Raw genomic sequence first — 23,273 nt, forward strand, 5'->3', positions numbered from 1 at the left:
GTGAAAGGGCGGCAAAACTTGCATCATCGTGCCAGACTCGTTATAAGGTGCGCTTTCTTTTGACGTGTGGACATCCTGATGAACGAACTCCCTTTCTGGCAAACCAAAACGCTTGACGACATGACGGACGCGGAGTGGGAATCGCTGTGTGACGGCTGCGGGCAGTGCTGCCTGCACAAGCTGATGGATGAAGACACCGACGAAATCTATTTCACCAACGTCGCCTGCAAGCAGCTCAACATCAAAACCTGCCAGTGCCGCAACTACGAGCGCCGCTTTGAGTTTGAGCCAGACTGCATCAAATTAACCCGCGATAACCTGCCGACGTTCGAATGGCTGCCGCACACCTGCGCATACCGCCTGCTGGCGGAAGGGAAGGCGTTGCCGGCCTGGCATCCGCTGCTGACGGGGTCTAAAGCGGCGATGCACGGCGAGCGGATTTCCGTGCGCCACATTGCGGTGAAAGAGTCCGAGGTGCAGGACTGGGAAGATCACATCATGAATCACCCCACCCGTTGAGATGAAAAAACCCGCCGAGGCGGGTTTTTTATTGTGGCCGTGCGGCCTGATGCGCTCATCCTAACCCTCTCGCACGGGAGAGGGCGCAAACGCTACGCTTTTATCTTCCGAACAGATCGCGTTTCTTCGGTTTAAACGCCTGGGCAACCAGCACCAGCAGGGCAACCGCGAAGTAGGCGACAAAAATGCCCACCAGCCACTGCGGCATCTCCAGCGTTAAAAATTCCCACTGGCGAACGGAGCAATCACCGGACGCGACGAACACCTGCGGCAGCCATTTGTCCAGCGGCAGCCATCCCGGGAAGCGGGCCGCGAAATCGCAGGTCATGAACGGCGACGGATGCAGCTGCATCATGGTGTGCTGCCAGGCAAGCTCAATGCCTTTCCACGCGCTGTAAAGCCAGATAGCGATACCGGCATAGCGAAGCGGGGATTTCGGCGCAATGGCACCCACCAGACCCGCGCCCATAATGCCGAACAGCGCGCAGCGCTCGTAGATGCACAGCACGCAGGGCTTGAGGCCCATCACGTGCTGGAACCACAGCGCGACCATTTCCAGCGCAAAGGCGGTCAGGGCCATCAACAACCACGCTCCGCGACCGCGGGAGCACTGGTTTAAAAATCTCAACATAATCATTTCCCTGGAACATGCTTAGAAAGCGCAGTGTAAACCAATTCGTTTTTCGCGCCACCCGAACCTGAAGAAATAAAGCGTAATCGGATGTTTATCGTGCGAAAAGCCAAACGGGCAGCGAACTGCCCGAAACATAAGGTTTAAGGCGCAGCAAGTATACCCGCTTGTATTAACCATTGCGTATAGGGAATGAGGGTAATTTTGACGCACAGCAGCCCGACCAGGGTTAACACCAGCGTGTACGGCAGCGCCATCCAGACCATTCTTCCATAAGAAAGTCGTATGAGTGGCGCCAGCGCGGAGGTCAGCAGGAACAGGAATGCGGCCTGTCCGTTTGGCGTTGCTACCGACGGCAGGTTCGTTCCGGTGTTGATCGCCACCGCCAGCAGCTCAAACTGACCGGCGCTAATCGTCCCGTGCTCCATCGCCGCTTTTGCCTCGTTGATGTAGACCGTACCGACAAATACGTTATCCGAAATCGACGAGAGCAGGCCGTTGAACAAATAAAACAGCGTCAGCTGCGCATCCGTCTCCGCCTGCAGCACGTAGGCAATAATCGGCGAAAACAGCTGCTGGTCGATAATGACCGCCACAACGGCGAAAAATACGGCCAGCAGGGCGGTAAACGGCAGGGCTTCGGTAAACGCTTTGCCGATGGCGTGCTCGTCCGTTACGCCGGTAAAGGTGGTAGCCAGAATGATAACGGAAAGCCCAATCAGGCCGACTTCGGCAAGGTGAAACGCCAGCGCCGCAATCAGCCACAGGCCAATCACGCCCTGGGCGACAAGGCGCAGCGTCTCCTGGCGGGTGCGCTGGCTGCGGCTCTGCCGGTCGAACTTTTCCAGCTCCTGGCGCACCGGCTCCGGCAGCTGCGCGCCGTAGCCGAATGCCTTGAAGCGCTCCACCAGGATGCAGGTGGCGATCCCGCAGGCTAATACCGGCACGCTGACCGGCGCCACGCGCAGGAAGAACTCGCCGAAGTTCCAGCCCATCGCTTTGGCGATGATCAGGTTTTGCGGCTCGCCCACCATGGTCATCACGCCGCCCAGCGCAGTACCCACGCCCGCGTGCATCATCAGGCTGCGCAGGAACGCGCGGAACTGCTCGAGCACCTCACGGTTGTGTACGTCCACATGGCTGTCGTCCTGAAGATCTTCTCCCGGACGAGACGAGGCCACGCGGTGATAAATGCCGTAAAACCCGACGGCGACGCTAATCACCACCGCAACCACCGTCAGCGCGTCAAGAAACGCGGACAGGAAGGCGGCGGCCAGGCAGAAGGCCACGGACAGCATTGTTTTAGACGGAATGCTCAGCAGCAGGCGGGTGAAGATAAACAGCAGCAGCTGCTTCATAAAGTAGATCCCCGCCACCATAAACATCAGCAGCAGCAGAACCTCAAGATTGCTCGCCAGTTCTTCTTTAACGTGTTCGGCACTGGTCATGCCGATGGCGACTGCTTCAAATGCCAGCAGTCCGCCCGAAAGCAGCGGATAGCATTTCAGCGCCATCGCCAGCGTGAAGATAAATTCACCCACCAGCAGCCACCCGGCAGCGAAAGGGTTAACCAGAAAGAGAAGGGGATTGACCGCCAGGAAGACCAGCAGCGTCAGTTTGTACCAGTCAGGTGACTGACCTAAAAAGTTGCGCCACAGAGCGCGTCCAACAGAAATTTCCACGACAGATGTCCTTCACCGTCAACGAAGACAAAACATCAGTATACGCCGTCGCGTAAATTTCATAAAAATGAAACGACGATCCCTCTTTTCTCTCCTTGCTGCGCTATCTGCCTCTGCCCGCCTCTGGTATGATGAGTGCCATTTGCTAAAGCTGTGTAATGGAAATCTCACTATGGTTATTAAGGCGCAGAGCCCGGCGGGTTTCGCGGAAGAGTACATCATTGAAAGCATCTGGAATAATCGTTTCCCCGCGGGATCAATTCTACCTGCTGAACGCGAACTCTCTGAACTGATTGGCGTCACCCGCACCACGCTGCGCGAAGTGCTGCAGCGCCTGGCGCGCGATGGATGGCTGACCATTCAGCACGGCAAGCCAACCAAGGTGAACAACTTCTGGGAAACCTCCGGGCTGAATATTCTTGAAACGCTCGCGCGCCTTGACCACGAGAGCGTGCCGCAGCTGATTGATAACCTGCTCTCTGTGCGTACCAACATCTCCACTATCTTTATCCGCACCGCGTTTCGCCAGCATCCTGAAGACGCGCTTAAGGTGCTGGCCAGCGCCAACGAGGTGGAAGATCATGCCGATGCGTTCGCGACGCTCGACTACAACATTTTCCGCGGCCTGGCGTTCGCCTCCGGCAACCCCATTTATGGCCTGATTCTTAACGGCATGAAGGGGCTCTACACCCGCATTGGCCGCCACTATTTTGCCAACCCGGAAGCCCGCAGCCTGGCGCTGGGGTTCTATCACAAGCTGAGCGAACTCTGTTCCTCCGCCCAGCACGATCGGGTGTATGACACCGTTCGTTGCTACGGACGTGACTCCGGCGAGATCTGGCACCGGATGCAGAAGACCCTGCCGGGTGATTTAGCGATTCAGACGCGCTAAAAGAAAAACCTCTCGAATGAGAGGTTTTTTTTCGTCGTGTGGCGCTGCCTACAAACTCCATAGGCCGGCAAGGCGCAGCCGCCACCCGGCTCAAGAGCCTCCACTACAGCGTATTCAACCGCGGCGGGCAGCGATCCAGCAGCTCGACGCTGCCATCCTCGTTTTGCTGCTCCAGCAGCACGTCAAACCCCCACAGGCGATGAACGTGCTTCAGCACTTCCTTGCGCCCTTTGTCCAGCGGCGCGCGGTTGTGCGGGATATAGCGCAGCGTCAGGGAGCGATCTCCCCGCAGATCCACGTTCCAGACCTGAATATTCGGCTCCAGGTTGCTCAGGTTGTACTGGGAAGAGAGGCGGGAGCGGATCTCGCGATAGCCCTCCTCGTTATGAATGGCGGAAATTTCCAGATAGTTATTTCTGTCGTCGTCCAGCACGGTAAAGAAGCGGAAGTCGCGCATGATCTTCGGCGACATAAACTGGCTGATAAAGCTCTCGTCCTTAAAGTCGCGCATCGCAAAATGCAGCGTCTCCAGCCAGTCCGACCCGGCGATATCCGGGAACCAGTACTTATCCTCTTCCGTCGGCGACTGGCAGATGCGCTTAATGTCCTGGAACATGGCAAAGCCGAGCGCGTACGGGTTAATCCCGCTGTACCACGGGCTGTTATAGGCCGGCTGAAACACCACGTTGGTATGGCTGTGCAGGAACTCCATCATAAAGCGCTCGCTGACTTTGCCTTCGTCATAGAGGTGGTTAAGAATGGTGTAGTGCCAGAAGGTCGCCCAGCCTTCGTTCATCACCTGCGTCTGCTTCTGCGGGTAGAAATACTGGCTTACCTTACGCACGATGCGCAGGATCTCACGCTGCCACGGCTCCAGCAGCGGGGCATTCTTCTCCATGAAATAGAGCAGGTTTTCCTGCGGCTCCGACGGATAGCGGCGCGCCTCGGCGACGGTTTTCTCTTCCTCACGCTTCGGCAGGGTGCGCCAGAGCATATTCACCTGGCTTTGCAGATACTCTTCTCGGCTCTTCTGCCGCGCCTTCTCCTCCTGGAGGGAGATCTTCTGCGGACGCTTGTAGCGGTCAACGCCGTAGTTCATCAGCGCGTGGCAGGAGTCGAGCAGCTTTTCCACCTCGTCCACGCCGTAGCGCTCCTCGCAGTCGGTGATGTATTTACGGGCGAAAATCAGGTAATCGACGATAGAGCTGGCGTCCGTCCAGCTGCGGAACAGGTAGTTGTTTTTAAAGAAGGAGTTATGTCCGTAGCAGGCGTGCGCCATCACCAGCGCCTGCATGGTAATGGTGTTCTCTTCCATTAAATAGGCAATGCACGGATTAGAGTTAATGACGATCTCATACGCCAGCCCCTGCTGGCCGTGCTTGTAGAGCCGCTCGGTCTCAATGAATTTCTTACCGAACGACCAGTGCGGGTAGTTAATCGGCATCCCGACGCTGGAATAGGCATCCATCATCTGCTCGGAGGTGATGACTTCGATTTGATGCGGATAGGTATCGAGGCGGTAGAGTTTGGCGACCCGGTCGATCTCGGCGAGGTAGACGTCCAGCAGCTCGAAGGTCCAGTCGGGTCCATCGCTCAGACGAGTGTTGTCCTTGGATATGGAATCAATAGTAGCCATTAGCGCGCCCTCATTGTGGATGGCTCTCTCTGACTGGAGAACCTCTTTTCAAGCATAGAACAACGCGTTGAAAAGCGTGCTTAAGCAGAAATTTTTTCTTTGCGATTTCGCGTTTTCGATACCGCAAATAACGCCGTGTCGACAGAATATTATTCTGGTTAAAAATAACGCGCAGCAGGAGATTCCAAATAACCGCTATCCCCGCCCGCAGGGAGAGATGTGAGGTATGTCACCATAAAAAAGCCGTATGTTGAATAATATTTTCATCTAGGTTATCAATCTGTAATTAGAAGATTGTTCTTTTGCTCATTGACGGAGTGGCTATGCGTGTTGTCATACTGGGAAGTGGTGTGGTTGGCGTAACCAGCGCCTGGTATTTAAGTCAGGCGGGGCATGAGGTTACCGTCATCGATCGTGAACCGGGCCCCGCGCTGGAAACCAGCGCGGCGAACGCCGGGCAAATCTCTCCCGGCTATGCCGCTCCGTGGGCGGCGCCGGGCGTGCCGCTGAAGGCGATCAAATGGATGTTTCAGCGCCACGCGCCGCTGGCTATCAGCCTCGACGGCACCCAGTTTCAGCTGAAATGGATGTGGCAGATGCTGCGCAACTGCGACACCCGTCACTACATGGAAAACAAGGGGCGGATGGTGCGCCTGGCGGAGTACAGCCGCGACTGCCTGAAGGCGCTGCGGGCCGCCACCGGCATCGCCTACGAAGGCCGCCAGGGCGGAACGCTTCAGCTTTTCCGCACCGCGCAGCAGTATGAAAACGCCACCCGCGATATCGCCGTTCTCGAAGACGCGGGCGTCCCGTACCAGCTTCTTGAGGCGAGCCAGCTAGGCCAGGTTGAACCCGCGCTCGCGGAAGTGGCGCACAAGCTGACCGGCGGCCTGCGCCTGCCGAACGATGAAACCGGCGACTGCCAGCTCTTTACCCAGCGCCTGGCGCAGATGTGCGAGCAGGCGGGCGTAACGTTCCGCTTTAACACCGCCGTGGACAAGCTGCTGTCAGAAGGGCAAAACATCTACGGCGTGAAGTGCGGGGAAGAGGTGATTAAGGCCGACGCCTACGTGATGGCCTTTGGCTCTTACTCCACCGCAATGCTGAAGGGCATTCTCGATATTCCCGTCTACCCGCTGAAGGGCTACTCGCTGACGCTGCCGGTTAAAGAGGACAGCGGCGCGCCGGTCTCCACCATTCTGGATGAAACCTACAAAATCGCGATCACCCGCTTTGATAACCGCATTCGCGTGGGCGGCATGGCGGAGATCGTGGGCTTTAACACCGAGCTGCTGCAGCCGCGACGCGAAACGCTGGAGATGGTGGTGGGCGATCTCTTCCCGCGCGGCGGCACCGTTGAGGAGGCGACCTTCTGGACCGGGCTACGTCCGATGACGCCGGACGGCACGCCGATCGTCGGGCGCACGCCGTTTAAAAACCTGTGGACCAACACCGGACACGGCACGCTCGGCTGGACGATGGCCTGCGGTTCCGGCCAGCTGCTGAGCGACCTCATTTCCGGACGCACGCCGGCAATTCCGTTTGACGATCTCAGCGTCGCGCGCTATCAATCGGGGTTTACCCCTTCGCGCGCCCGGCATCTTCACGGCGCGCATAGCTAAGGAGTCGTCATGTCCCGTCCTGTTCTGGCTCAGCTGGACCTGCAAGCCCTGAAGGATAACCTGCAAATTGTCCGCCGCGCCGCGCCGGGTTCCCGCGTCTGGTCGGTGGTGAAAGCGAATGCCTACGGTCACGGTATCGACCGCATCTGGAGCGCGCTCGGCGCCACCGACGGTTTTGCCCTGCTGAATCTTGAGGAGGCCATTCTGCTGCGCGAGCGCGGCTGGAAGGGGCCGATTCTGCTGCTGGAAGGGTTCTTCCACGCGGGCGACCTTCCGCTGCTGGATAAATACCGGCTCACCACCAGCGTGCACAGCAACTGGCAGGTGAAAGCCCTCCAGGATGCGAAGCTGCATGCGCCGCTGGATATCTACCTTAAGGTCAATAGCGGCATGAATCGCCTGGGCTTTCAGCCCGAGCGGGTGCACACGGTCTGGCAGCAGCTGCGCGGGCTAAAGAACGTGGGCGAAATGACGCTGATGGCCCACTTTGCCGATGCGGAAAAGCCGGATGGCATAGTCGATGCAATGGTGCGGGTGGAGCAGGCCGCGGAAGGGCTGGACTGCCCGCGCTCGCTCTCCAACTCCGCCGCAACGCTGTGGCACCCGGAAGCCCATTACGACTGGGTACGCCCCGGCATAATCCTTTACGGCGCATCCCCGTCCGGCCAGTGGCAGGACGTTGCCAACAGCGGCCTCAGGCCGGTCATGACCCTGCGCAGCGAAATCATCGGCGTGCAGACGCTGAAGGCGGGAGACACGGTTGGCTACGGCAGCCGCTATCGCGCATCGGGCGAGCAGCGCATTGGGATCGTGGCGGGCGGGTATGCGGACGGCTATCCGCGCATCGCGCCTACCGGCACGCCGGTATGGGTTGACGGCGTGAGGACCGGGACGGTCGGTACGGTATCAATGGACATGCTGGCCGTTGACTTAACGCCGTGCCCGCAGGCGGGGATCGGTTCGCCGGTCGAGCTGTGGGGCAATGAAATTAAGATTGACGATGTGGCATCCGCGGCGGGAACGGTCGGGTACGAGCTGTTGACCGCGCTGGCACCACGGGTGCCGGTTGTGACGGTGTAACATCGGTTCTGCCGGGTAAGCGTAAGCGCCACCCGGCAATAAAGAGCTACTCCGACTCCTCGTCCATCGGCTTCACGCCGACTTTCCGCACCGCGTTATCCTCTTTCTCCGCCACCGTCCAGACCATTCCGGCGAATTCAACCTGGTCGCCCACGACGGGGGCTGCGCCCAGCAGCTGCTGAACGATCTCGCCCAGCGTCTGCTGCTTATCGCGGTACTCTAGCCCCTCGTCCAGGCCGTAGATCAGCGCTACGTCGGCGAACTTGGCGCTGGCTTCCAGAATGAAATCGCCGAAGAAGCGCTGGTCCAGCGCGACGGGCGGAGACTGGCTGAACAGCTTGCCCAGCGCGGGAAGATCCGCCTCGCGCCCGATAACGCACAGTATATCCCCTTCGCGCAGGCGCGTGCTGCCGGTTGGATGCAGCAGGACGTTGTCGCGGAACAGGGCGGCAATGCGCGTTTCGGCAGGCATATGCAGATCGCGCAGCGATGCGCCCACGCACCATTTGTCCGCGCTAAGCTGATAAACAAACTGTTCCCACGGGTTTTCCGGGTGAATATCCAGCCCCACGCGCGAAACGGGCAGGCCAACCGGCGGCACGACAACCTTCGCCTTTTTCGCCGCCCAGCCGAGCGAGGTGCCCTGGAACAGCAGCGAGATCAGCACCACGAAGAACGCGACGTTGAAGAACAGCCTGGCGTTTTCGAGCCCGGCCATCATCGGGAAAACGGCAAGGATGATCGGCACCGCGCCGCGCAGTCCGACCCAGCTGATAAAGACGCGCTCGCGCAGGTTAAACCCGCGAAACGGCAGAAGCCCCGCAAACACCGACAGCGGGCGGGCGAAGAAGATCATCCATGCGGAGAGGATCAGCGCCGGGATGGCAATCGGCAGCAGGTCGGACGGCGTCACCAGCAGGCCGAGGACCAGGAACATGGCGATTTGCGCCAGCCAGGCCAGCCCGTCGAAGTTTTGCAGAATGGCGTGGCGGTTGCGAATAGGGCGATTGCCGAGCAGGAAGCCGCAGAGATACACCGCCAGAATGCCGCTGCCGTCGAGCGCGGTCGTCAGCGCGAAAATCAAGATCCCGCCGCTCAGCGCCAGCAGGGGATAGAGGCCCGCCGGGAGGGAGATGCGGTTGATCATCTGCTGCAGCAGGTAGCCGCCGCCGAGGCCGAGGATAATCCCCAGCCCAAACTGCTGCAGGATATGCCAGGCAAAGAGCCAGCTCAGCCCGGTTTCGTGCTGTTGAATCATCTCAATCAGGGTGATGGTCAGAAAGACCGCCATCGGATCGTTGCTGCCGGACTCAATTTCGAGCGTAGATCCGACGCGCTCGTTCAGCCCTTTGCCCCCGAGCAGTGAAAACACCGCTGCCGCATCCGTCGAGCCGACGATGGCCCCGATCAGCAGGCCTTCCATGATGTCCAGATGAAACAGCCACGCCGCCATCATGCCGGTCAGGCCGGAGGTGATCAGCACGCCCACGGTTGCCAGCGACAGTGCCGGACCGAGCGCGACGCGAAACGAGCTGGCCTGGGTGCGCATTCCGCCGTCCAGCAGGATCACCGCCAGCGCGAGGTTACTCACCATATAGGCAAAGGGATAATTATCGAACGGAATTCCGCCGATGCCGTCAATACCGGCGAGCATGCCGATAGCGAGAAAAATCACAAGGATGGGTATGCCGAGGCGCGATGAGAAAGAACTTAATAAAATGCTAAAGGTCACGAGGACCGAACCGATAATGAAAAGGCTAATTATTGCTGCGGCATCCAATGTTGTTTTACTCCCACCTTAATCAAGCTGTCTCTATTAAAACCCTAACATATTAACGGCACGAACAGCGTTTAATTAAGGCGGAATGATTGGTTTTTTATGCCTTTATGACCGGATGTCCGCTTAACGTTAATCTGCAGCCGGAATTATCGTGCACAAAGGAGGCCTGCGCGCCGAGCGGCAGGGTGACGGTTTGCTGCTCGTGGCCGAAATTCAGCCCGGTAATGACCGGAATATCCAGGCGCGAGCGGATAAAATCAACCATCGTTTCCAGCGTATAGCCGTCGTCATAATCATTAGGTTCTGAGCCGCTGAAGCTGCCTAAAATAATCGCCGACTGTTTCGCCAGAACCCCGGCGTAATAGAGCTGCAGCAGCATGCGCTCGACGCGGAACGGGTGTTCGTTGATGTCTTCCAGCACCAGGATCCCGTCCTCAATCTGCGGCAGCCACGGCGTGCCGAGAAGCGAGACCAGCATCGCCAGGTTTCCGCCCCACAGCTGGCCCTCGCACGCCCACTGCGGCCCGCTGCCCTGCCACTCCACGCTGAAGGTTGGGTTTTGCAGCGCTCGCCAGAAGTGCTCCTCGGTGAACGCGTTAAGCTCCGGCGCGCCGAAGTTCCCGGCCAGCATCGGGCCGCTAAAGGTGATGACGTTATGCGTTGCCAGCAGCCCAAGCTGGATGGCGGTGAAATCGCTGTGCCCGCAGATCAGCAGCGGATCGCGCTGCTGGCGCGCGGCCAGCCCCTGCCAGTCGATGCTCTCCAGCAGGCGGCTGGCGCCGTAGCCGCCGCGCACCGCCAGCACGATGTTGTTCGCGCCCTCAAGATTCACCAGGCCGTTGATATCGTTCAGCCTTTGCGCTTCCGTCCCGGCAAACCGCTGGGCGCGGCGGGGAAGGATTGCCTGATTTTCCACCCGGTGGCCGGATTCGCGCAGGCGCTGGACGCCCCGCTGCGCTGCCTCCTGATTGATGCAGTAGCCGGAGGGGGCGATAAGATGAATCTGAGACATGGCAATTCCTTGCTGAATGAGAAGCGAATAGTCTATATCATGCCGCTTATCCGCTGCCCGCTTCAAGGGGGGCGTACCGCGATCACCGGCTATAAGGATAGATGACGTGAAATTGAGATGGTTTGCTTTTTTGATTGTGCTGCTGGCTGGCTGTAGTTCAAAGCAGGATTACAAAAATCCCCCCTGGAATCCTGAGGTGCCGGTGAAACGCGCCATGCAGTGGATGCCGATCAGCGAGCAGGCCGGGAAAGCCTGGGGCGTCAGCCCGCGCCTGATCACGGCGATCATCGCCGTGGAGTCCGGTGGTAACCCTACGCTGGTGAGCAAATCGAACGCGGTGGGCCTGATGCAGATTAAGGCGTCAACGGCGGGCAGAGAGGTTTACCGCTATATGGGCTGGAGCGGGCAGCCGTCGACCAGCGAGCTGAAAAACCCGGAGCGTAACATCTCTATGGGTACGGCGTATCTGAGCATACTTGAACACGGCGTGCTGAAGGGGATTGAAGATCCCGAGGTGATGCAGTACGCGCTGGTGGTCTCCTACGTCAACGGGGCAGGGGCGCTGCTGCGCACCTTCTCGTCCGATCGTAAGGAAGCCATCGAGGAGATTAACGACATGGACAAAGACGAGTTCGTCGAGCACGTCGCGAAAAACCACCCGGCACCGCAGGCGCCTCGCTACATCTGGAAAGTGCAGAAAGCGATGGACGCTATGTAATGCCGCCGTCGGGCGGCCATCCTGCCCGACGCGCCTTACAGAACCTTATTAGCGCGCTCGCGCGCCTCGCGCTCCAGCGAGAAGATGATGCGCTGAAGCTCACGCTCGGCCGCAGGCCCCACGTTCAGAAAGCGGAAGCTCAATCGCGGGGTGGTAATGGTCTCATTTTTACCGTCCACCACCTTGCGCTCGCTGATGGCAATCAGCTGGGCGTCGAACCAGTAGCGGCCAAATCCCCCCATATCCAGCTCAATCTGCGAGAAGCGCATGCCCTCGACCAGCCCGTCGGGCTTGGGCGTGTCCAACAGCGCGCCCATGCCGCCTAAAGACAGGTCGAAAAGCCGAAAGCGGATCTCATTTTTGTTCGGCATTTTGGCTTTGCAGAAGTAGGCGGGATGCAGAGGCGCGCTGATGCGAAAATATTCCCGGCGCTGAATAAACCACAGGTTAGTGGGTAACGAAGAGGTAAAGGCGGGCAGCCCCTGAAAGACGCTCGGCTCAAGACGCGGCAGGACGAACTCGACTTTTGCGCCCTGGGTTTCCGCCGTAACCGAAATGTTCTCGGCGCGCAGGGCGGCGCGGTTTTCCTGCTCCTGGCTGCCCAGGTCGATAATCAGCGCGTCCGGCGAGGCGTCCAGAATTTTGCTGATGAACTGGCTGCTGGCCCAGCTGATGCGCAGCGGCACGTCGCCTTTTTGCAGGTCGCGCAGCACGCCTAGCACAGCCAGCGGATTTTGTTTCAGGAACTGCTCACTGTAATGACTCACGCCAGATGGCTCCTCGTTAGGTGACGGACTGTCTGTGGGTTATCGGCAGCGCGGGGTGAAACTTAATACAAACCGATGATTTTTTTTATGCGCAGGCCAATTTAAGTCGGTGAGTTGAAACTGATTTTCTGCCGATGGCCTATACTTAAGTAACCTGCGCAGAAGGGCTTCTGTGCATGCATTCATCTGCAAGAGGGCATCGCTATGGGTATTATCGCCTGGATTGTTTTTGGTCTTATTGCCGGCGCTATCGCCAAACTGCTTATGCCGGGGCGCGACGGCGGCGGCTTTATCTTGACCTGTGTCCTGGGTGTCGTGGGTGCGGTTGTTGGCGGCTGGCTGGCGACGATGTTCGGCGTAGGAGGGAGCATCAGCGGCTTCAACCTGCACAGCTTCCTGGTGGCCGTGGTCGGTGCCGTCGTGGTCCTGATCGTGTTTCGGCTGCTCAGGCGCGCATAAAAAATCTCAGGCGGCTCTCTTCGGAGGGCCGTTTTTTTGTTTTGTCTTGATTTGCTAATCGAAATGATAATAATTGTCGTTCACAATATTATATATAACAAGACGACACTATGAATACCACTCGTTTCGCGTCAGGCGCGCTGGCAGGAGCCGTAGCGCTGGCATTGCAGATTCCCGCGTTCGCTGAAGAATCCACCATTCTGGTTACCGGCGCAGAGCAGGGAAGCGACCTGCCCGCCTGGACCAACAGCGCCACCAAGTCCGCGGTGGCCGAAAGTAAAACGCCGCAGGTGATCAATACCGTCTCTGCCCCGCAAATCGAGCAGCGCCACGCCAGCTCCGTGAACGAGATCCTCCGCTACGCGCCGGGCGTATCGACAGAAGTGCGCGGCAACACCTCCTACATGAGCGAATACAAAATCCGCGGGTTCACGGTCGACCAAGAGTTCTATAACGGGCTGCAGCTGCCGTATAACGTCACGGGCAACACCAAGGCGCGCATTGATCCGCTGCTGATTGAGAGCGTCGATATCCTCAAAGGGCCTTCCTCGGTGCTGTACGGCGGCGGCTCGCCGGGCGGCCTGGTCAATATTCAAAGTAAAAAGCCGCAGAAGGCGGCGAAAACCGAGCTGGGCTTTACCACCGGAAACCGCAATCTGAAGGAGGGCTATCTCGACTCCACCGGCCAGATTGCCGACAGCGACTGGAGCTACCGCCTGCTGGGCAAAGCGACGGAGAACGACGACCAGCCGCACACCACGCGCTACGAAAACTATCTGGTGGCTCCGTCCGTAACCTGGCAGCCGGACGGCAAAACGCGGCTCACCGTCGACGCGCTGGCGCAAAACACCCCGAGCCTGTCGCCGTCTAACCCGCTGCCGCTGTCATACCTGCGCTCGCAGTACGCCGATCGCCGCGCTTTCGCCGGGGATGAGTGGAGCGGCTTTAAGCAGCGCCAGTGGATGCTGGGCTACAGCTTTGAGCACGAGTTCGACAGCGGCTGGGGATTCAGCCAGAAGGCGCGCTACTTTGACGTCGATACCCACCAGCGCAGCGTGTACGCCACGGGCACCGGCAGCGAGGTTTATGAGCTGAACCGCTTTGCCTACACCACGGATGAGGATCTTAAGAGCTTCAATATTGATAACCAGGTGACGAAGACCGTGGCGCTGGGCGAGTGGCAGCACCACCTGCTGGCCGGTTTTGACTACCAGAAGATGGATTCGCACTTCCACTACCGCTACGCGTCGGCCGCGACGCCGGGCATCGATATGCGCAATCCGGACTATTCACAGATTGACGAGGGGGCGCTGGGGCTGTACACGGCGCAGAAAAACCGCCTTAGCTACCAGCAAAACGGCTACTACGTTCAGGATCAGATTGAGTTTGGCGGATTAAACCTGCTGGCCAGCCTGCGCTACGACGACTATCGCTCCGTCACGACCGACTACCTGAAAAACGGCGACAAGGCGTGGGTCTCTCAGGACCGCGTGACCAAGCGTCTGGGCGCGCTCTACGCGTTCGACAACGGCCTGTCCCCGTTCATCAGCTATTCGGAAGGCTTTGCGCCCGTCTCGCCGCAGGGCACCCTGACGGCAAAAGACGTCAAGCCAACCACCAGCAAACAGGTGGAGGGCGGGGTGAAATACCTGCTGGCCGACTACGCGACGACCTTCACCGCCTCGGTGTTTAACATTCGCCAGAAGAACGTGGTGACGTCCGATCCGGGCTTCCTGAACTACCGTCAGACCGGGGAAGTGGAATCGAAAGGGGCTGAGCTGTCGGCAGTGAGCCGCCCGACGGACAGCCTGACGCTGATTGCTAACTACGCCTATACCCACGCCATCAACACGCAGGACGATAAGTATCAGGGCAAACGCCCAACGCAGGTGCCGGAAAATGCGTTCAACCTGTGGGGAGACTACGCCTTCGACAGCACGCCGCTGAAGGGGCTGACCCTGGGCGCGGGCGCGCGCTACACCGGGCCGATGGAAATATCGCCGACCAACGACGCGGGCAGGCTGGGCGGAACGACGCAGTACGATCTTGCGGCGTCGTATCAGATGGGGGAAATCTCGCCTTCGCTCAAGGGGCTGACGCTCAAGGCCAGCGCGCAGAACGTCACCAACAAGGAGACGCTAACCTGCTACGACGCGACCAACTGCTGGATCGGGCGCGACCGGACGTATCAGCTCGGGGCGAGCTACAGCTTCTAAAAAAAAGCCCGGTGGCGCTAATGCCTACCGGGCCTGAACGTTCAGCGCAGGCCGGGTAGGGCGTAGCCGCCACCCGGCAGTGCTCGCTTACTGCGCCGCACTTTTCTGCGGTGCAGCCTCGTCATTCGCCGCAGGCTGATTCTCCGGCACGCTGTCGCACGGCTTCTCTTTCGGGCAGACCAGGTCCAGCATTTTGAGCGTCACGCCGTTGCTCCAGCCAAAGCCGTCCTGCAGCGGATACTCACCGCCGCCGCCGCCCGTCCCGGTGGAGGAGACATCGTATTTCTCCACCAGCTTTTTCTCACGGTCATAGGTGTGCTGCACGTTTTTCAGGAAGCGCCAGGTTACGTCCATCGCCACCTTGTCCTGCCCGTAGTTTTGCAGCCCCTCTACCGCCACCCACTGCAGCGGCGCCCAGCCGTTCGGCGCGTCCCACTGCTGTCCGCTGTTGACCGTGGTGGTCGAAATGCCGCCGGGCTTGAGCAGGCGCGAGGAGGCAACCGCCGCAACCTTATCCGCACGATCCTGCGCCGCGGCCTTCACGTAAAGCGGGAACAGCGCCGCGGCCGTCAGCTGATTGCGCACCTTTTTGCTCTTGAGATCGTAATCGGCGTACCAGCCTTCCTTGCTGTTCCACAGGTGGCTTTCAATCGCCTTTTGCCGCGCGCTTGCCGCCGCGTCGTATTTGCTGGCGCTGGCGGCATCGCCTTCATCCTGGCTGGCGCGCGCCAGCAGCTTCTCCATTTTGAACATCAGCGCGTTCAGGTCCACGGGAACAATGCTGGTGGTGCGGATGGTGCCGAGCTTTTGCGGATCGTCCATCCAGCGGGAGCTAAAGTCCCAGCCGGACGCGGCGGCGGAGCGCAGGTCGCGGTAAATCTCCGTGGCCGGGCGGTTCGGGTTGCTTTTTGCTGTCGTCACGTCGTCAAGCCACGACTCCGGGCGCGGCGTGTCGCTGTCGTCCCAGTAGCGGTTGAGGATCGTGCCGTCGTCCAGCTTGACCACGCGCTTGTTAGCCTGTCCGGGCTGCAGGGCGTCTGCGCCGTCCATCCAGTAGGCGTACTCTTTTTCCATCTGCGGACGGTATTTTTTCAGCGCGCCCTCGTCGTGGGTTGCCAGCAGCTCAACCATCAGCGAGAAGAACGGCGGCTGGGAGCGGCTTAAATAGTAGCTGCGGTTACCGTTGGGAATATGCCCGTAGGTGTCGATTTCATAGGCGAAGTTGTCCACCATATCGCTGATTTTATCCCAGTGGCCGCTCTCGGCCAGCCCCAGCATGGTGAAGTAGCTGTCCCAGTAGTAAACCTCGCGGAAGCGTCCGCCCGGCACAACGTACGGTTTTGGCAGAGGCAGGAGAGAATCCCACTTCTCGGCCTTGTCGGTTGTGCGGGTCAGCACGGGCCAGAGGTCGTCAATATGTTCGCGCAGGGTTTGGCCCGCGGGCGGGACGTATTTCTCACCCTCTTTCGGCAGGGTGAAGTTCAGGTCAACAAAGCGGCGAAGATCGAAACCGGACTGGACGCGCTGCATGCGGTAGTCCGCGAGGATCATCAGCGGATCGCTGTTCGGCACGGCGTCGGCGAAGGTTTTTTGATCCGGGAACAGCTTCGCGCTCTGCACGTCATTAAAGAGGGGACCGAGCAGAACGTCGGGGGAATTTTTCTGCCCCGCGGGCAGATCGTCTGCGTAACCCCACGCGGAAAATCCCAGTAGAGCGCCTCCCAGTGCAAGATGCAAAAGCGCGGGGCGGAGTGTATGAGGTCTTGTCATCGGTTATTCTCCTGTATTCGATGAGCAGCGTGGCCACTGTTGTCAATCACCTGAAAACCTTAGACGAATTTGCGCGGCTTCGCGTGTTCCATCTCCCATTTTGCACATAACCAGACGATTTCCCGGTCAGATTTCCTCCGCGGATGGGATCGATTCCCGCAGCGCGCCCGGCGCGTGCCCGACAATCCGTTTAAACGCCCGGCTAAACGCGGCCAGCGATCCGTAGCCCAGGCGCAGCGCCACGGTTTCGATGGGCTGATGCTCGTGGCGAATGTACTGCACCGCGAGGCGCATTCTCAGCTCGCTAAGGTATTTCGCCGGAGTGGTGCCCGTGGCGGAGAGGAAACGCTCCGCAAAGACCGAGCGCGATGTTCCGGCCTCCCTGGCCAGGTCCGCCACGCTCCAGCTGACGCCGGGCTGCTGGTGCATGGCGTAAATCGCCCGGCTCAGGCGCGGATCGCGCAGCACCTGCACCCAGCCGGTCGCTTTGCCGCATCCCGCCTCTACCCAGCCGCGCACGATAAGCGCCGCCACCACGTCCGCGAGGCGCGCGAGGATGCCCGCATAGCCCACCTGGCGCGTCATGGACTCGCGCTCCATCGCGGCCAGCAGCGGGTGGATCTCCGGCCAGGTTGACATTAACCGGCTGACCATCATCACCTCCGGCATCGCCTTGATTAACGGCTGCATGCCGCCTAGCTCAAAGTCCATGCAGCCGCTGAAAATCACCGTGTTCTCGCGCTCCGGGCACGGCTTGCAGGAGATGGCGCAGACCGTATTGCAGATGGCTTCGCTGGGAAAGGCGTTGACCGGCGTCACCTCGGCCTGTTCGTCCGAGAGCAGCACGTGAGCGTTAGCGTTGGGGATAAACAGCGCGTCGCCGCCGCCGAGCGCAAAGGTCGCGCCGCTCTCCATGCGCAGCAGCGCCGTGCCGCGGCTCACGAAGTGAAACTGCGCCTTGCCGGGCGACTGGTGAAACGCCACGCCAAACGGTGCGCTGGCCTCGATCCGCCGGTATTTCACCCCCGACAGGCGCATGCCGCGCAGAAGTTCGCTAATTAAATCGGGGGAATGGGCGGTCATGAAGGTAACTCCGGACGAATTATCAATAAGTGAAGATTATATGTCATAGATCGTCCACGGGTAACGCTCTATGCTTTTGCGACATTAGTCACATTTTTATAACGGGAGTACAACAGATGAATCAATGTGTCGCGGCGAGCGAGGCGATTGCGCCTGCAAAGCCCGCCTGGCGGGCCGTCTATTCACTGGGGCTGGGCGTGTTTGGCCTGATCACCGCCGAGTTTCTGCCCGCCAGCCTGCTGACGCCGATGGCCGCAAGCCTGGGCGTATCGGAAGGCATGGCCGGGCAGGCGGTAACCGCCACGGCGCTGGTGGCGCTGGTCACGGGGCTGCTTATCACCTCGGCGACCAAAAGCATCGACCGCCGCTGGGTGCTGATGTTCTTTTCGGTGCTGCAAATCATCTCCAGCCTGCTGGTGGCCTTTGCGCCGACGCTGCACGTACTGCTGTTAGGACGTCTGCTGCTGGGCGTCGCTATCGGTGGTTTCTGGGCCATGTCTACCGCAACGGCGATGCGCCTGGTGCCCGCCGATAAGGTGCCGAAGGCGCTGGCGGTGATTTTCTCCAGCGTCTCCATTGCTACGGTGGTCGCCGCGCCGCTCGGCAGCTATCTCGGGAGCCTGATCGGCTGGCGCAACGTCTTTATCCTCTGCATCGTGCCGAGCATGGTGGCACTGCTGTGGCAGCTGTGGGTTTTGCCGTCGATGAAGCCGGAGAGCAGCGGCGGGCTGGCGACGCTGTTCCGCGTGCTGCGCCGTCCGGGAATGATCGGCGGGATGCTGGCGACCATTTTGATCTTCAGCGGCCATTTCGCCTTCTTTACCTATCTGCGCCCGTTCCTCGAAACGGTGGGGCAGGCCAGCGTCGAAACCATCTCGCTGATCCTGCTGGGCTTTGGCGTAGCAAACTTTGTCGGCACCTCAATCGCCGGGCATCTGCTGGCGCGCAACCTGCGCCTGACGCTGGCGCTGGTGCCGTTCGCCATGGGCGTGCTGGCGCTGATGATGGTGGCGTTCGGTCATCTGGCGATGCTCGACGGGCTGCTGGTGGCGATGTGGGGCTTTGCCTTTGGCCTGGTGCCGGTGGGCTGGTCGACGTGGCTTGCGACCACCGTGCCGGACGAGGCTGAAAGCGCGGGCGGCCTGCTGGTGGCGTCTATCCAGCTGGCGATAAGCGCGGGCGCGGCGGGCGGCGGTGTGGTGTTCGACCTCAACGGTGCCAGCGGCGTGTTTGCCGGAAGCGGCCTGCTGCTGGTCACCGCAATGATCATCGTCTTTATGGGCGTAAAGGTCAAAGCGGCGTAAACGGCTGGCCCGGTCGCTAAAGGGGCCGGGCCAAAGGGCTGAGGTACTTCACACGCGCGGCTTCACCGCTTTTCGGCAAAGCAACGCGATATAAGTTCGTTGTGCATTCAGGCGCGTTCCCGGATCGTCAGAGGCTATTGTCACTGACGGGAAGGGCACCTGAAGGAATGAGCCACTATTTAGACGAGCAGCAGCGCAACCAGATCCACCGACTTTCCCGCCGCTTCCTGTGGCGCACGGAGCTGCCGACCTGGGGCGTGATTCTCACCGTTTACGGCGGCTGGTTTGCCACGCTCGCCGTTTGGGAAACGCTGGGGCTGCTGCCCGCCACGCTGCTGTTGATCGTTCTTACCGCCTGGTATATGGCGCTCCAGCACGAGCTGATCCACGGTCATCCGACGCGATATCCTCGTTTGAACCAGCTGTTCGGCACGCTGCCGCTGGCGGTGTGGTATCCCTACGGGCTGTACCGCGATTCCCACCTGGCGCACCATCGCAATGAAACGCTTACCGTCCCAGAGGACGATCCCGAATCCTACTACTTCACCGAGCGGAGCTGGGCGGGGTTTTCCCCCTGGCGCAAGCGGCTCATTCGCGCGCGCAATACCTTCCCCGGACGCCTGCTGCTGGCGCCGCTGCTGGATATTATCCAGACGCTGGGCAGCGCGGCGGCAGCGTTTCGCCAGCGCGACGGGCGGAGCATCGCGATGTGGCTGATCCACCTCGGGCTGCTGGCGCTGTTGCTCGCCGGAATGGTGCACCTTGGCTTTTCGCCGGTCTGGTATCTGCTGGCGGTAAGCTACCCCGCGCTGGCGCTGACCAAGATCCGATCCTTCATGGAACACCGCGCGGCGGACGATCCGCTGGCACGATCGGCGATCAACGAGGCGGGCGCGTTCTGGCGCGTTCTCTTTCTGAATCTCAACTACCATTCAGTACATCACGATCTCCCCGGCGTGCCCTGGTACGGGCTTAAGACGGTTTATGAGCAAAATCGTGAAGCGTACCGGCGGCAAAACCACGGTTTTGTCGTCAACGGCTACAGCGAATGGCTGCGCCAGTTCTGGGGAAAACCCATTGACGTCACCGTTCATCCCAGAGTGAAAAAAGACCACCATGAGTAGCGTGCTCGCCTTTCCCATGTACGCGGTGAACCGCAGTGAGACGCTGGCGCTGCGGCAGGCGGTTTTCGCCCTGCTGCAGGCGCGCGGCGTAATCATTCCCGAGCGCTCCCCGGCCTGGCCGGAGGGCGACCTGCTGAGCCACTGGCGTCAGCCGGATCTGATCCTGAGCCAGACCTGCGGCTATCCGCTGGTGACCGCGCTGCCGGACGTTCAGGTCGTGGGCTGCTTTGAATACACCGCGCCCGGCTGCGAGGGCGTTGACTACCGGAGCCTGCTGGCGGTGCGCGAGGAGGATAAGCGCCTCGCGCTTGCCGACTTTCGCGGGCGGCGGGCGGTGTGCAACTCGGCGGACTCCCAGTCCGGCTACAACGCGCTGCTGAAGACGATCGCGCCGCTTGCGGTGAAGGGGCGGTTTTTCGAACGCCTTCACTTCAGCGGCAGCCACCGTCAGTCGCTGATCGACGTAATTAGCGGGCGAGGGGATATCGCCGCCGTAGACTGCGTCACCTGGGCGCTGCTGGCGCGGCATGAGCCGCAGCTGCTTGAGGGACTGGCGGTGATGGGGCAAACGCCGCTCGCGCCGGGGCTGCCGCTGATTACTTCCGGGAAAACGTCGCCTGAAACGCTGGCGATCCTGCGCGATGCGCTGCGTACGCTGGCCAGCGCGCCGCGGTATAAAGATGTGTGTGACTCAATGCTGATTGGCGGCTTTAGGGCGATGTCGCGCCAGCCGTATTCGCTTCTGCTCGACTGGCGCGGGGAGGCCGAAAAGCAGCGGGTGTCCAGGCTTTAGCGCTTAATAAGAGCGCAGGGGAATTAACAAAAAAAATCCACGCCGGGGCGTGGATTTTAAACGTGACTCTCGTGGAGAGGGTCAGGCGCGGTTAGACGTGGCTTTCGTAATCGCTACCGCTGTCGGACTCAACGTCGCTGACGTAGTTATTACCGGTTTTTGCCGCCTCAAGGAGTCGCTGGTAGCTGTTTTCCAGCTTCTCTTTCTTGACGACCAGCCTGCTGATGCTGTCATCATGACGCGCAGCTGACTGTTTAACTTCAGGGTCGGCCATACGCTCGGCTTTTTCTTCGATATCCTTCTTAAGCGCGGCTGCATTATTAATTGTGCTATCGATAAAATTAATTCGCTTCGCTAACGTGTTCAGCGCGCGGTTACCGGTTTCACCCATCTCCTGGAAACCTTCCTGATATTGCGCAATTCGTGCGTCATATTTTGACTGTAGCGGCGAACGCTCTTCAGCCTTAATGGCCGCGATCTGCGCGTCTCGGGATGATTCCAGGCGGCGAATGTCATGCTTAATGTTCGCGACCTCATGTTGCGCATTATTATATTTCTTAATGCGGGTAAGGAACGTTGCGCCGCTATCGCTTAGCACCTCTTTTGTGGTCGTAGCGGAATAGGTGCGTCGACCCTCTACCACAATGGTCTTGGTGCCAAACATCTTTTCAGCATACGCAGACGTAGCCATTTTTTCCTTAAGGAATTTATTGGTTTGCGCTTTGGCCAAATCATTTAATACATCGGTTTTTCCATGTTTAGTCAGGAAATTAACAAGCTCAGGCTCGCGTTTATTAATTCTGCGAATGTCTACCTTCAGCCTGTCAATGTCGCTGTTCATTTTTTGGGTTAATTTATCAATGCGTTTTTCCTGATCTTCGCTAATTTGCTGTGGAGTGATCTGCTCTAATTTCTGCTTCTCAACAGCCACGAAATCTTTTGCTTCATTTCGTTTATCAATCATTTCATGCACCAGGTTTTTATCAGATTTGGCGCTTTCAACCTGGCTGTTTGCCGCTTTCGTCTTGTATGCAATCTCTTTGCTAAGGTGTTCAACCTCAATGTTTTGGCTAGCCTGGAAAATACGGTCGCCAATATTGTTCAGCTGGGCGAGCTTCTTGTCGTGGATCTTTGATTCCTGCTTCTCAAGCTTGACCTTAACATTTTCAATGAATGACTCGACGTTTTTAGAATCTTTAATGTCGAAGTTTTTACTCATTCGATCGCTCAGGCTGGCGAGTAATTCTTTACTGTTCGCCACGCCGCCCATTTTATCCAGCGTTTTATTAATGGTTTTAAGATCGCTTTTATGCACCCGTTCTGAAGTTCCCAGGCTATCAAGGGCAGCAATAAATCGATTTGTTTCACGTACGGTTAACGACATAATTTCCTCGCTTGGCATTAAATCAAAATATAAAACCGTTCACAGGAGCGGTTTAGCTAACGGGATGTATAGTGTCATGCGCTATTGCAAGCTTCTTGCAAAAAACGCTTTTTACTGAAAAGGGCCTATTTTTACGGTGTCGTTTTTTGAAAGTTGTGCCGGTAAAAATTAAGTAGATTAAAGCCACTAACTCTATGCGGATAACGTGTGTGTTGGTGTTATCTATTAACTTTTACAGGAATGAACAACGATGCAATTAACCAAATGGGCCTGGGCGCTCGGCATGACGACCACCGTACTCGCCGGACAGGTGCAGGCGGCCGATCAGGGTCACGGCAAGGTCACATTTACCGGCGCTATTATCGACGCCCCTTGTTCAATTACCCCCGATACCATTGAACAGACCGTAGACCTGGGTGAAATTTCCAACAAAGCGCTGGCGAACGGCGGGAAATCGCGTCCGCGTCCGTTTGATATCAAGCTGGAAAGCTGCGATCTCGCTGGCCTGACGGATAAAACGGTCACCATCACCTTCACCGGTTCAGAATCCAGCGCCCAGCCGGGCTACCTGGCGCTGGTGGGCACGGCCAGCGGCGCGGCCATCGGCATTACCAATGACAATGGCACCAATATCCCGCTTGGCACGCCGAGCTCGGCTACCAAAACCCAGCAGGGTGATAACACCCTGACCTATGCCGCTTACCTGCAGGGGAACGGCGCCACGTCCTCCGTGGTGCCGGGCGAGTTTACCTCGGTTGCCAACTTCACCCTGGCTTACCAGTAAGACGACGTTGGCCTAGC

20 protein-coding genes are annotated in these 23,273 nt (G+C 59.0%); 11 read left to right on the forward strand and 9 right to left on the reverse strand.

Annotation, left to right across the window (positions count from 1 at the left end; all coding sequences use genetic code 11):
* Positions 1-78: 78 nt before the first annotated feature.
* Positions 79-519: a YcgN family cysteine cluster protein gene (locus DBY73_RS18325; RefSeq protein ID WP_112012509.1), complete on the forward strand. Its 441-nt coding sequence runs from the start codon at positions 79-81 to the stop codon at positions 517-519.
* A gap of 100 nt (positions 520-619) precedes the next feature.
* Here the strand turns inward: DBY73_RS18325 and dsbB are convergent, their stop codons facing one another.
* The gene (dsbB, locus tag DBY73_RS18330; RefSeq protein WP_112012477.1) at positions 620-1,150 is read right to left on the reverse strand and encodes a disulfide bond formation protein DsbB; all 531 of its coding nucleotides are present in this window, start codon (positions 1,148-1,150) and stop codon (positions 620-622) included.
* A 143-nt stretch (positions 1,151-1,293) separates the two neighbouring features.
* Complete coding sequence (gene nhaB, locus DBY73_RS18335) at positions 1,294-2,832, reverse strand: sodium/proton antiporter NhaB (RefSeq protein WP_112012478.1); 1,539 nt, start codon at positions 2,830-2,832, stop codon at positions 1,294-1,296.
* Positions 2,833-3,004: 172 nt separating this feature from the next.
* Here nhaB and fadR point away from each other — a divergent pair, with 172 nt between their 5' ends.
* A complete protein-coding gene (gene fadR / locus DBY73_RS18340) occupies positions 3,005-3,724 on the forward strand; it encodes a fatty acid metabolism transcriptional regulator FadR (RefSeq protein ID WP_112012479.1) in 720 nt (239 codons plus the stop codon).
* Positions 3,725-3,827: 103 nt separating this feature from the next.
* Here the strand turns inward: fadR and DBY73_RS18345 are convergent, their stop codons facing one another.
* Entirely contained in the window at positions 3,828-5,360 is a 1,533-nt protein-coding gene (locus tag DBY73_RS18345) for a SpoVR family protein (protein WP_112012480.1), read from the reverse strand.
* Between the two features lie 323 nt (positions 5,361-5,683).
* Between DBY73_RS18345 and DBY73_RS18350 the strand changes: the two genes are divergently transcribed.
* Together DBY73_RS18350 and dadX are read left to right on the forward strand one after the other, a co-directional pair.
* A complete protein-coding gene (locus DBY73_RS18350) occupies positions 5,684-6,982 on the forward strand; it encodes a D-amino acid dehydrogenase (protein WP_112012481.1) in 1,299 nt (432 codons plus the stop codon).
* Between the two features lie 9 nt (positions 6,983-6,991).
* Positions 6,992-8,062 carry a catabolic alanine racemase DadX gene (gene dadX / locus DBY73_RS18355; RefSeq protein WP_112012482.1) on the forward strand — a complete coding sequence of 357 codons (1,071 nt, stop codon included), beginning with the start codon at positions 6,992-6,994 and terminating at the stop codon, positions 8,060-8,062.
* Positions 8,063-8,108: 46 nt separating this feature from the next.
* Here dadX and DBY73_RS18360 read toward each other — a convergent pair whose 3' ends face one another.
* Both DBY73_RS18360 and ldcA read right to left on the reverse strand, forming a co-directional pair.
* Positions 8,109-9,842 (reverse strand): potassium/proton antiporter, encoded by a 1,734-nt coding sequence (locus DBY73_RS18360; RefSeq protein ID WP_112012483.1) that lies wholly within the window; start codon positions 9,840-9,842, stop codon positions 8,109-8,111.
* Between the two features lie 97 nt (positions 9,843-9,939).
* Positions 9,940-10,854 (reverse strand): muramoyltetrapeptide carboxypeptidase, encoded by a 915-nt coding sequence (ldcA, locus tag DBY73_RS18365; protein WP_112012484.1) that lies wholly within the window; start codon positions 10,852-10,854, stop codon positions 9,940-9,942.
* Between the two features lie 106 nt (positions 10,855-10,960).
* On the opposite strand from ldcA, the gene emtA reads away from it, so the two are divergent.
* Positions 10,961-11,572, forward strand: a complete 612-nt coding sequence (gene emtA, locus DBY73_RS18370) for a membrane-bound lytic murein transglycosylase EmtA (protein WP_112012485.1) — start codon at positions 10,961-10,963, stop codon at positions 11,570-11,572.
* A 35-nt stretch (positions 11,573-11,607) separates the two neighbouring features.
* Here the strand turns inward: emtA and DBY73_RS18375 are convergent, their stop codons facing one another.
* A complete protein-coding gene (locus tag DBY73_RS18375; protein WP_112012486.1) occupies positions 11,608-12,339 on the reverse strand; it encodes a flagellar brake protein in 732 nt (243 codons plus the stop codon).
* Between the two features lie 204 nt (positions 12,340-12,543).
* On the opposite strand from DBY73_RS18375, the gene DBY73_RS18380 reads away from it, so the two are divergent.
* Together DBY73_RS18380 and DBY73_RS18385 are read left to right on the forward strand one after the other, a co-directional pair.
* The gene (locus DBY73_RS18380; RefSeq protein ID WP_112012487.1) at positions 12,544-12,798 is read left to right on the forward strand and encodes a GlsB/YeaQ/YmgE family stress response membrane protein; all 255 of its coding nucleotides are present in this window, start codon (positions 12,544-12,546) and stop codon (positions 12,796-12,798) included.
* Positions 12,799-12,908: 110 nt separating this feature from the next.
* Positions 12,909-15,014 (forward strand): TonB-dependent siderophore receptor, encoded by a 2,106-nt coding sequence (locus DBY73_RS18385; RefSeq protein WP_112012488.1) that lies wholly within the window; start codon positions 12,909-12,911, stop codon positions 15,012-15,014.
* 87 nt (positions 15,015-15,101) lie between these two features.
* Here DBY73_RS18385 and DBY73_RS18390 read toward each other — a convergent pair whose 3' ends face one another.
* Together DBY73_RS18390 and DBY73_RS18395 are read right to left on the reverse strand one after the other, a co-directional pair.
* Positions 15,102-16,784: an alpha,alpha-trehalase gene (locus DBY73_RS18390; protein WP_112012489.1), complete on the reverse strand. Its 1,683-nt coding sequence runs from the start codon at positions 16,782-16,784 to the stop codon at positions 15,102-15,104.
* 126 nt (positions 16,785-16,910) lie between these two features.
* Positions 16,911-17,867, reverse strand: coding sequence for an AraC family transcriptional regulator (locus tag DBY73_RS18395; protein WP_112012490.1), 957 nt, complete (start codon positions 17,865-17,867; stop codon positions 16,911-16,913).
* A 116-nt stretch (positions 17,868-17,983) separates the two neighbouring features.
* Here DBY73_RS18395 and DBY73_RS18400 point away from each other — a divergent pair, with 116 nt between their 5' ends.
* From DBY73_RS18400 to DBY73_RS18410, 3 genes are all read left to right on the forward strand, one after another.
* Entirely contained in the window at positions 17,984-19,171 is a 1,188-nt protein-coding gene (locus DBY73_RS18400) for an MFS transporter (RefSeq protein WP_112012491.1), read from the forward strand.
* Between the two features lie 167 nt (positions 19,172-19,338).
* Positions 19,339-20,295: a fatty acid desaturase gene (locus DBY73_RS18405; protein ID WP_112012492.1), complete on the forward strand. Its 957-nt coding sequence runs from the start codon at positions 19,339-19,341 to the stop codon at positions 20,293-20,295.
* Entirely contained in the window at positions 20,288-21,088 is an 801-nt protein-coding gene (locus DBY73_RS18410; protein WP_112012493.1) for a PhnD/SsuA/transferrin family substrate-binding protein, read from the forward strand. The genes DBY73_RS18405 and DBY73_RS18410 overlap by 8 nt, the downstream gene beginning before the upstream one ends.
* A gap of 91 nt (positions 21,089-21,179) precedes the next feature.
* Here DBY73_RS18410 and DBY73_RS18415 read toward each other — a convergent pair whose 3' ends face one another.
* On the reverse strand, positions 21,180-22,472 hold the full coding sequence (locus DBY73_RS18415) for a hypothetical protein (RefSeq protein ID WP_112012494.1): 1,293 nt from the start codon (positions 22,470-22,472) through the stop codon (positions 21,180-21,182).
* Between the two features lie 283 nt (positions 22,473-22,755).
* On the opposite strand from DBY73_RS18415, the gene DBY73_RS18420 reads away from it, so the two are divergent.
* On the forward strand, positions 22,756-23,256 hold the full coding sequence (locus tag DBY73_RS18420; protein ID WP_297120910.1) for a fimbrial protein: 501 nt from the start codon (positions 22,756-22,758) through the stop codon (positions 23,254-23,256).
* The last annotated feature ends 17 nt before the right edge of the window (positions 23,257-23,273 follow it).

The organism is Enterobacter sp. RIT418, assembly GCF_003057745.1.
GTDB lineage: Bacteria > Pseudomonadota > Gammaproteobacteria > Enterobacterales > Enterobacteriaceae > Enterobacter.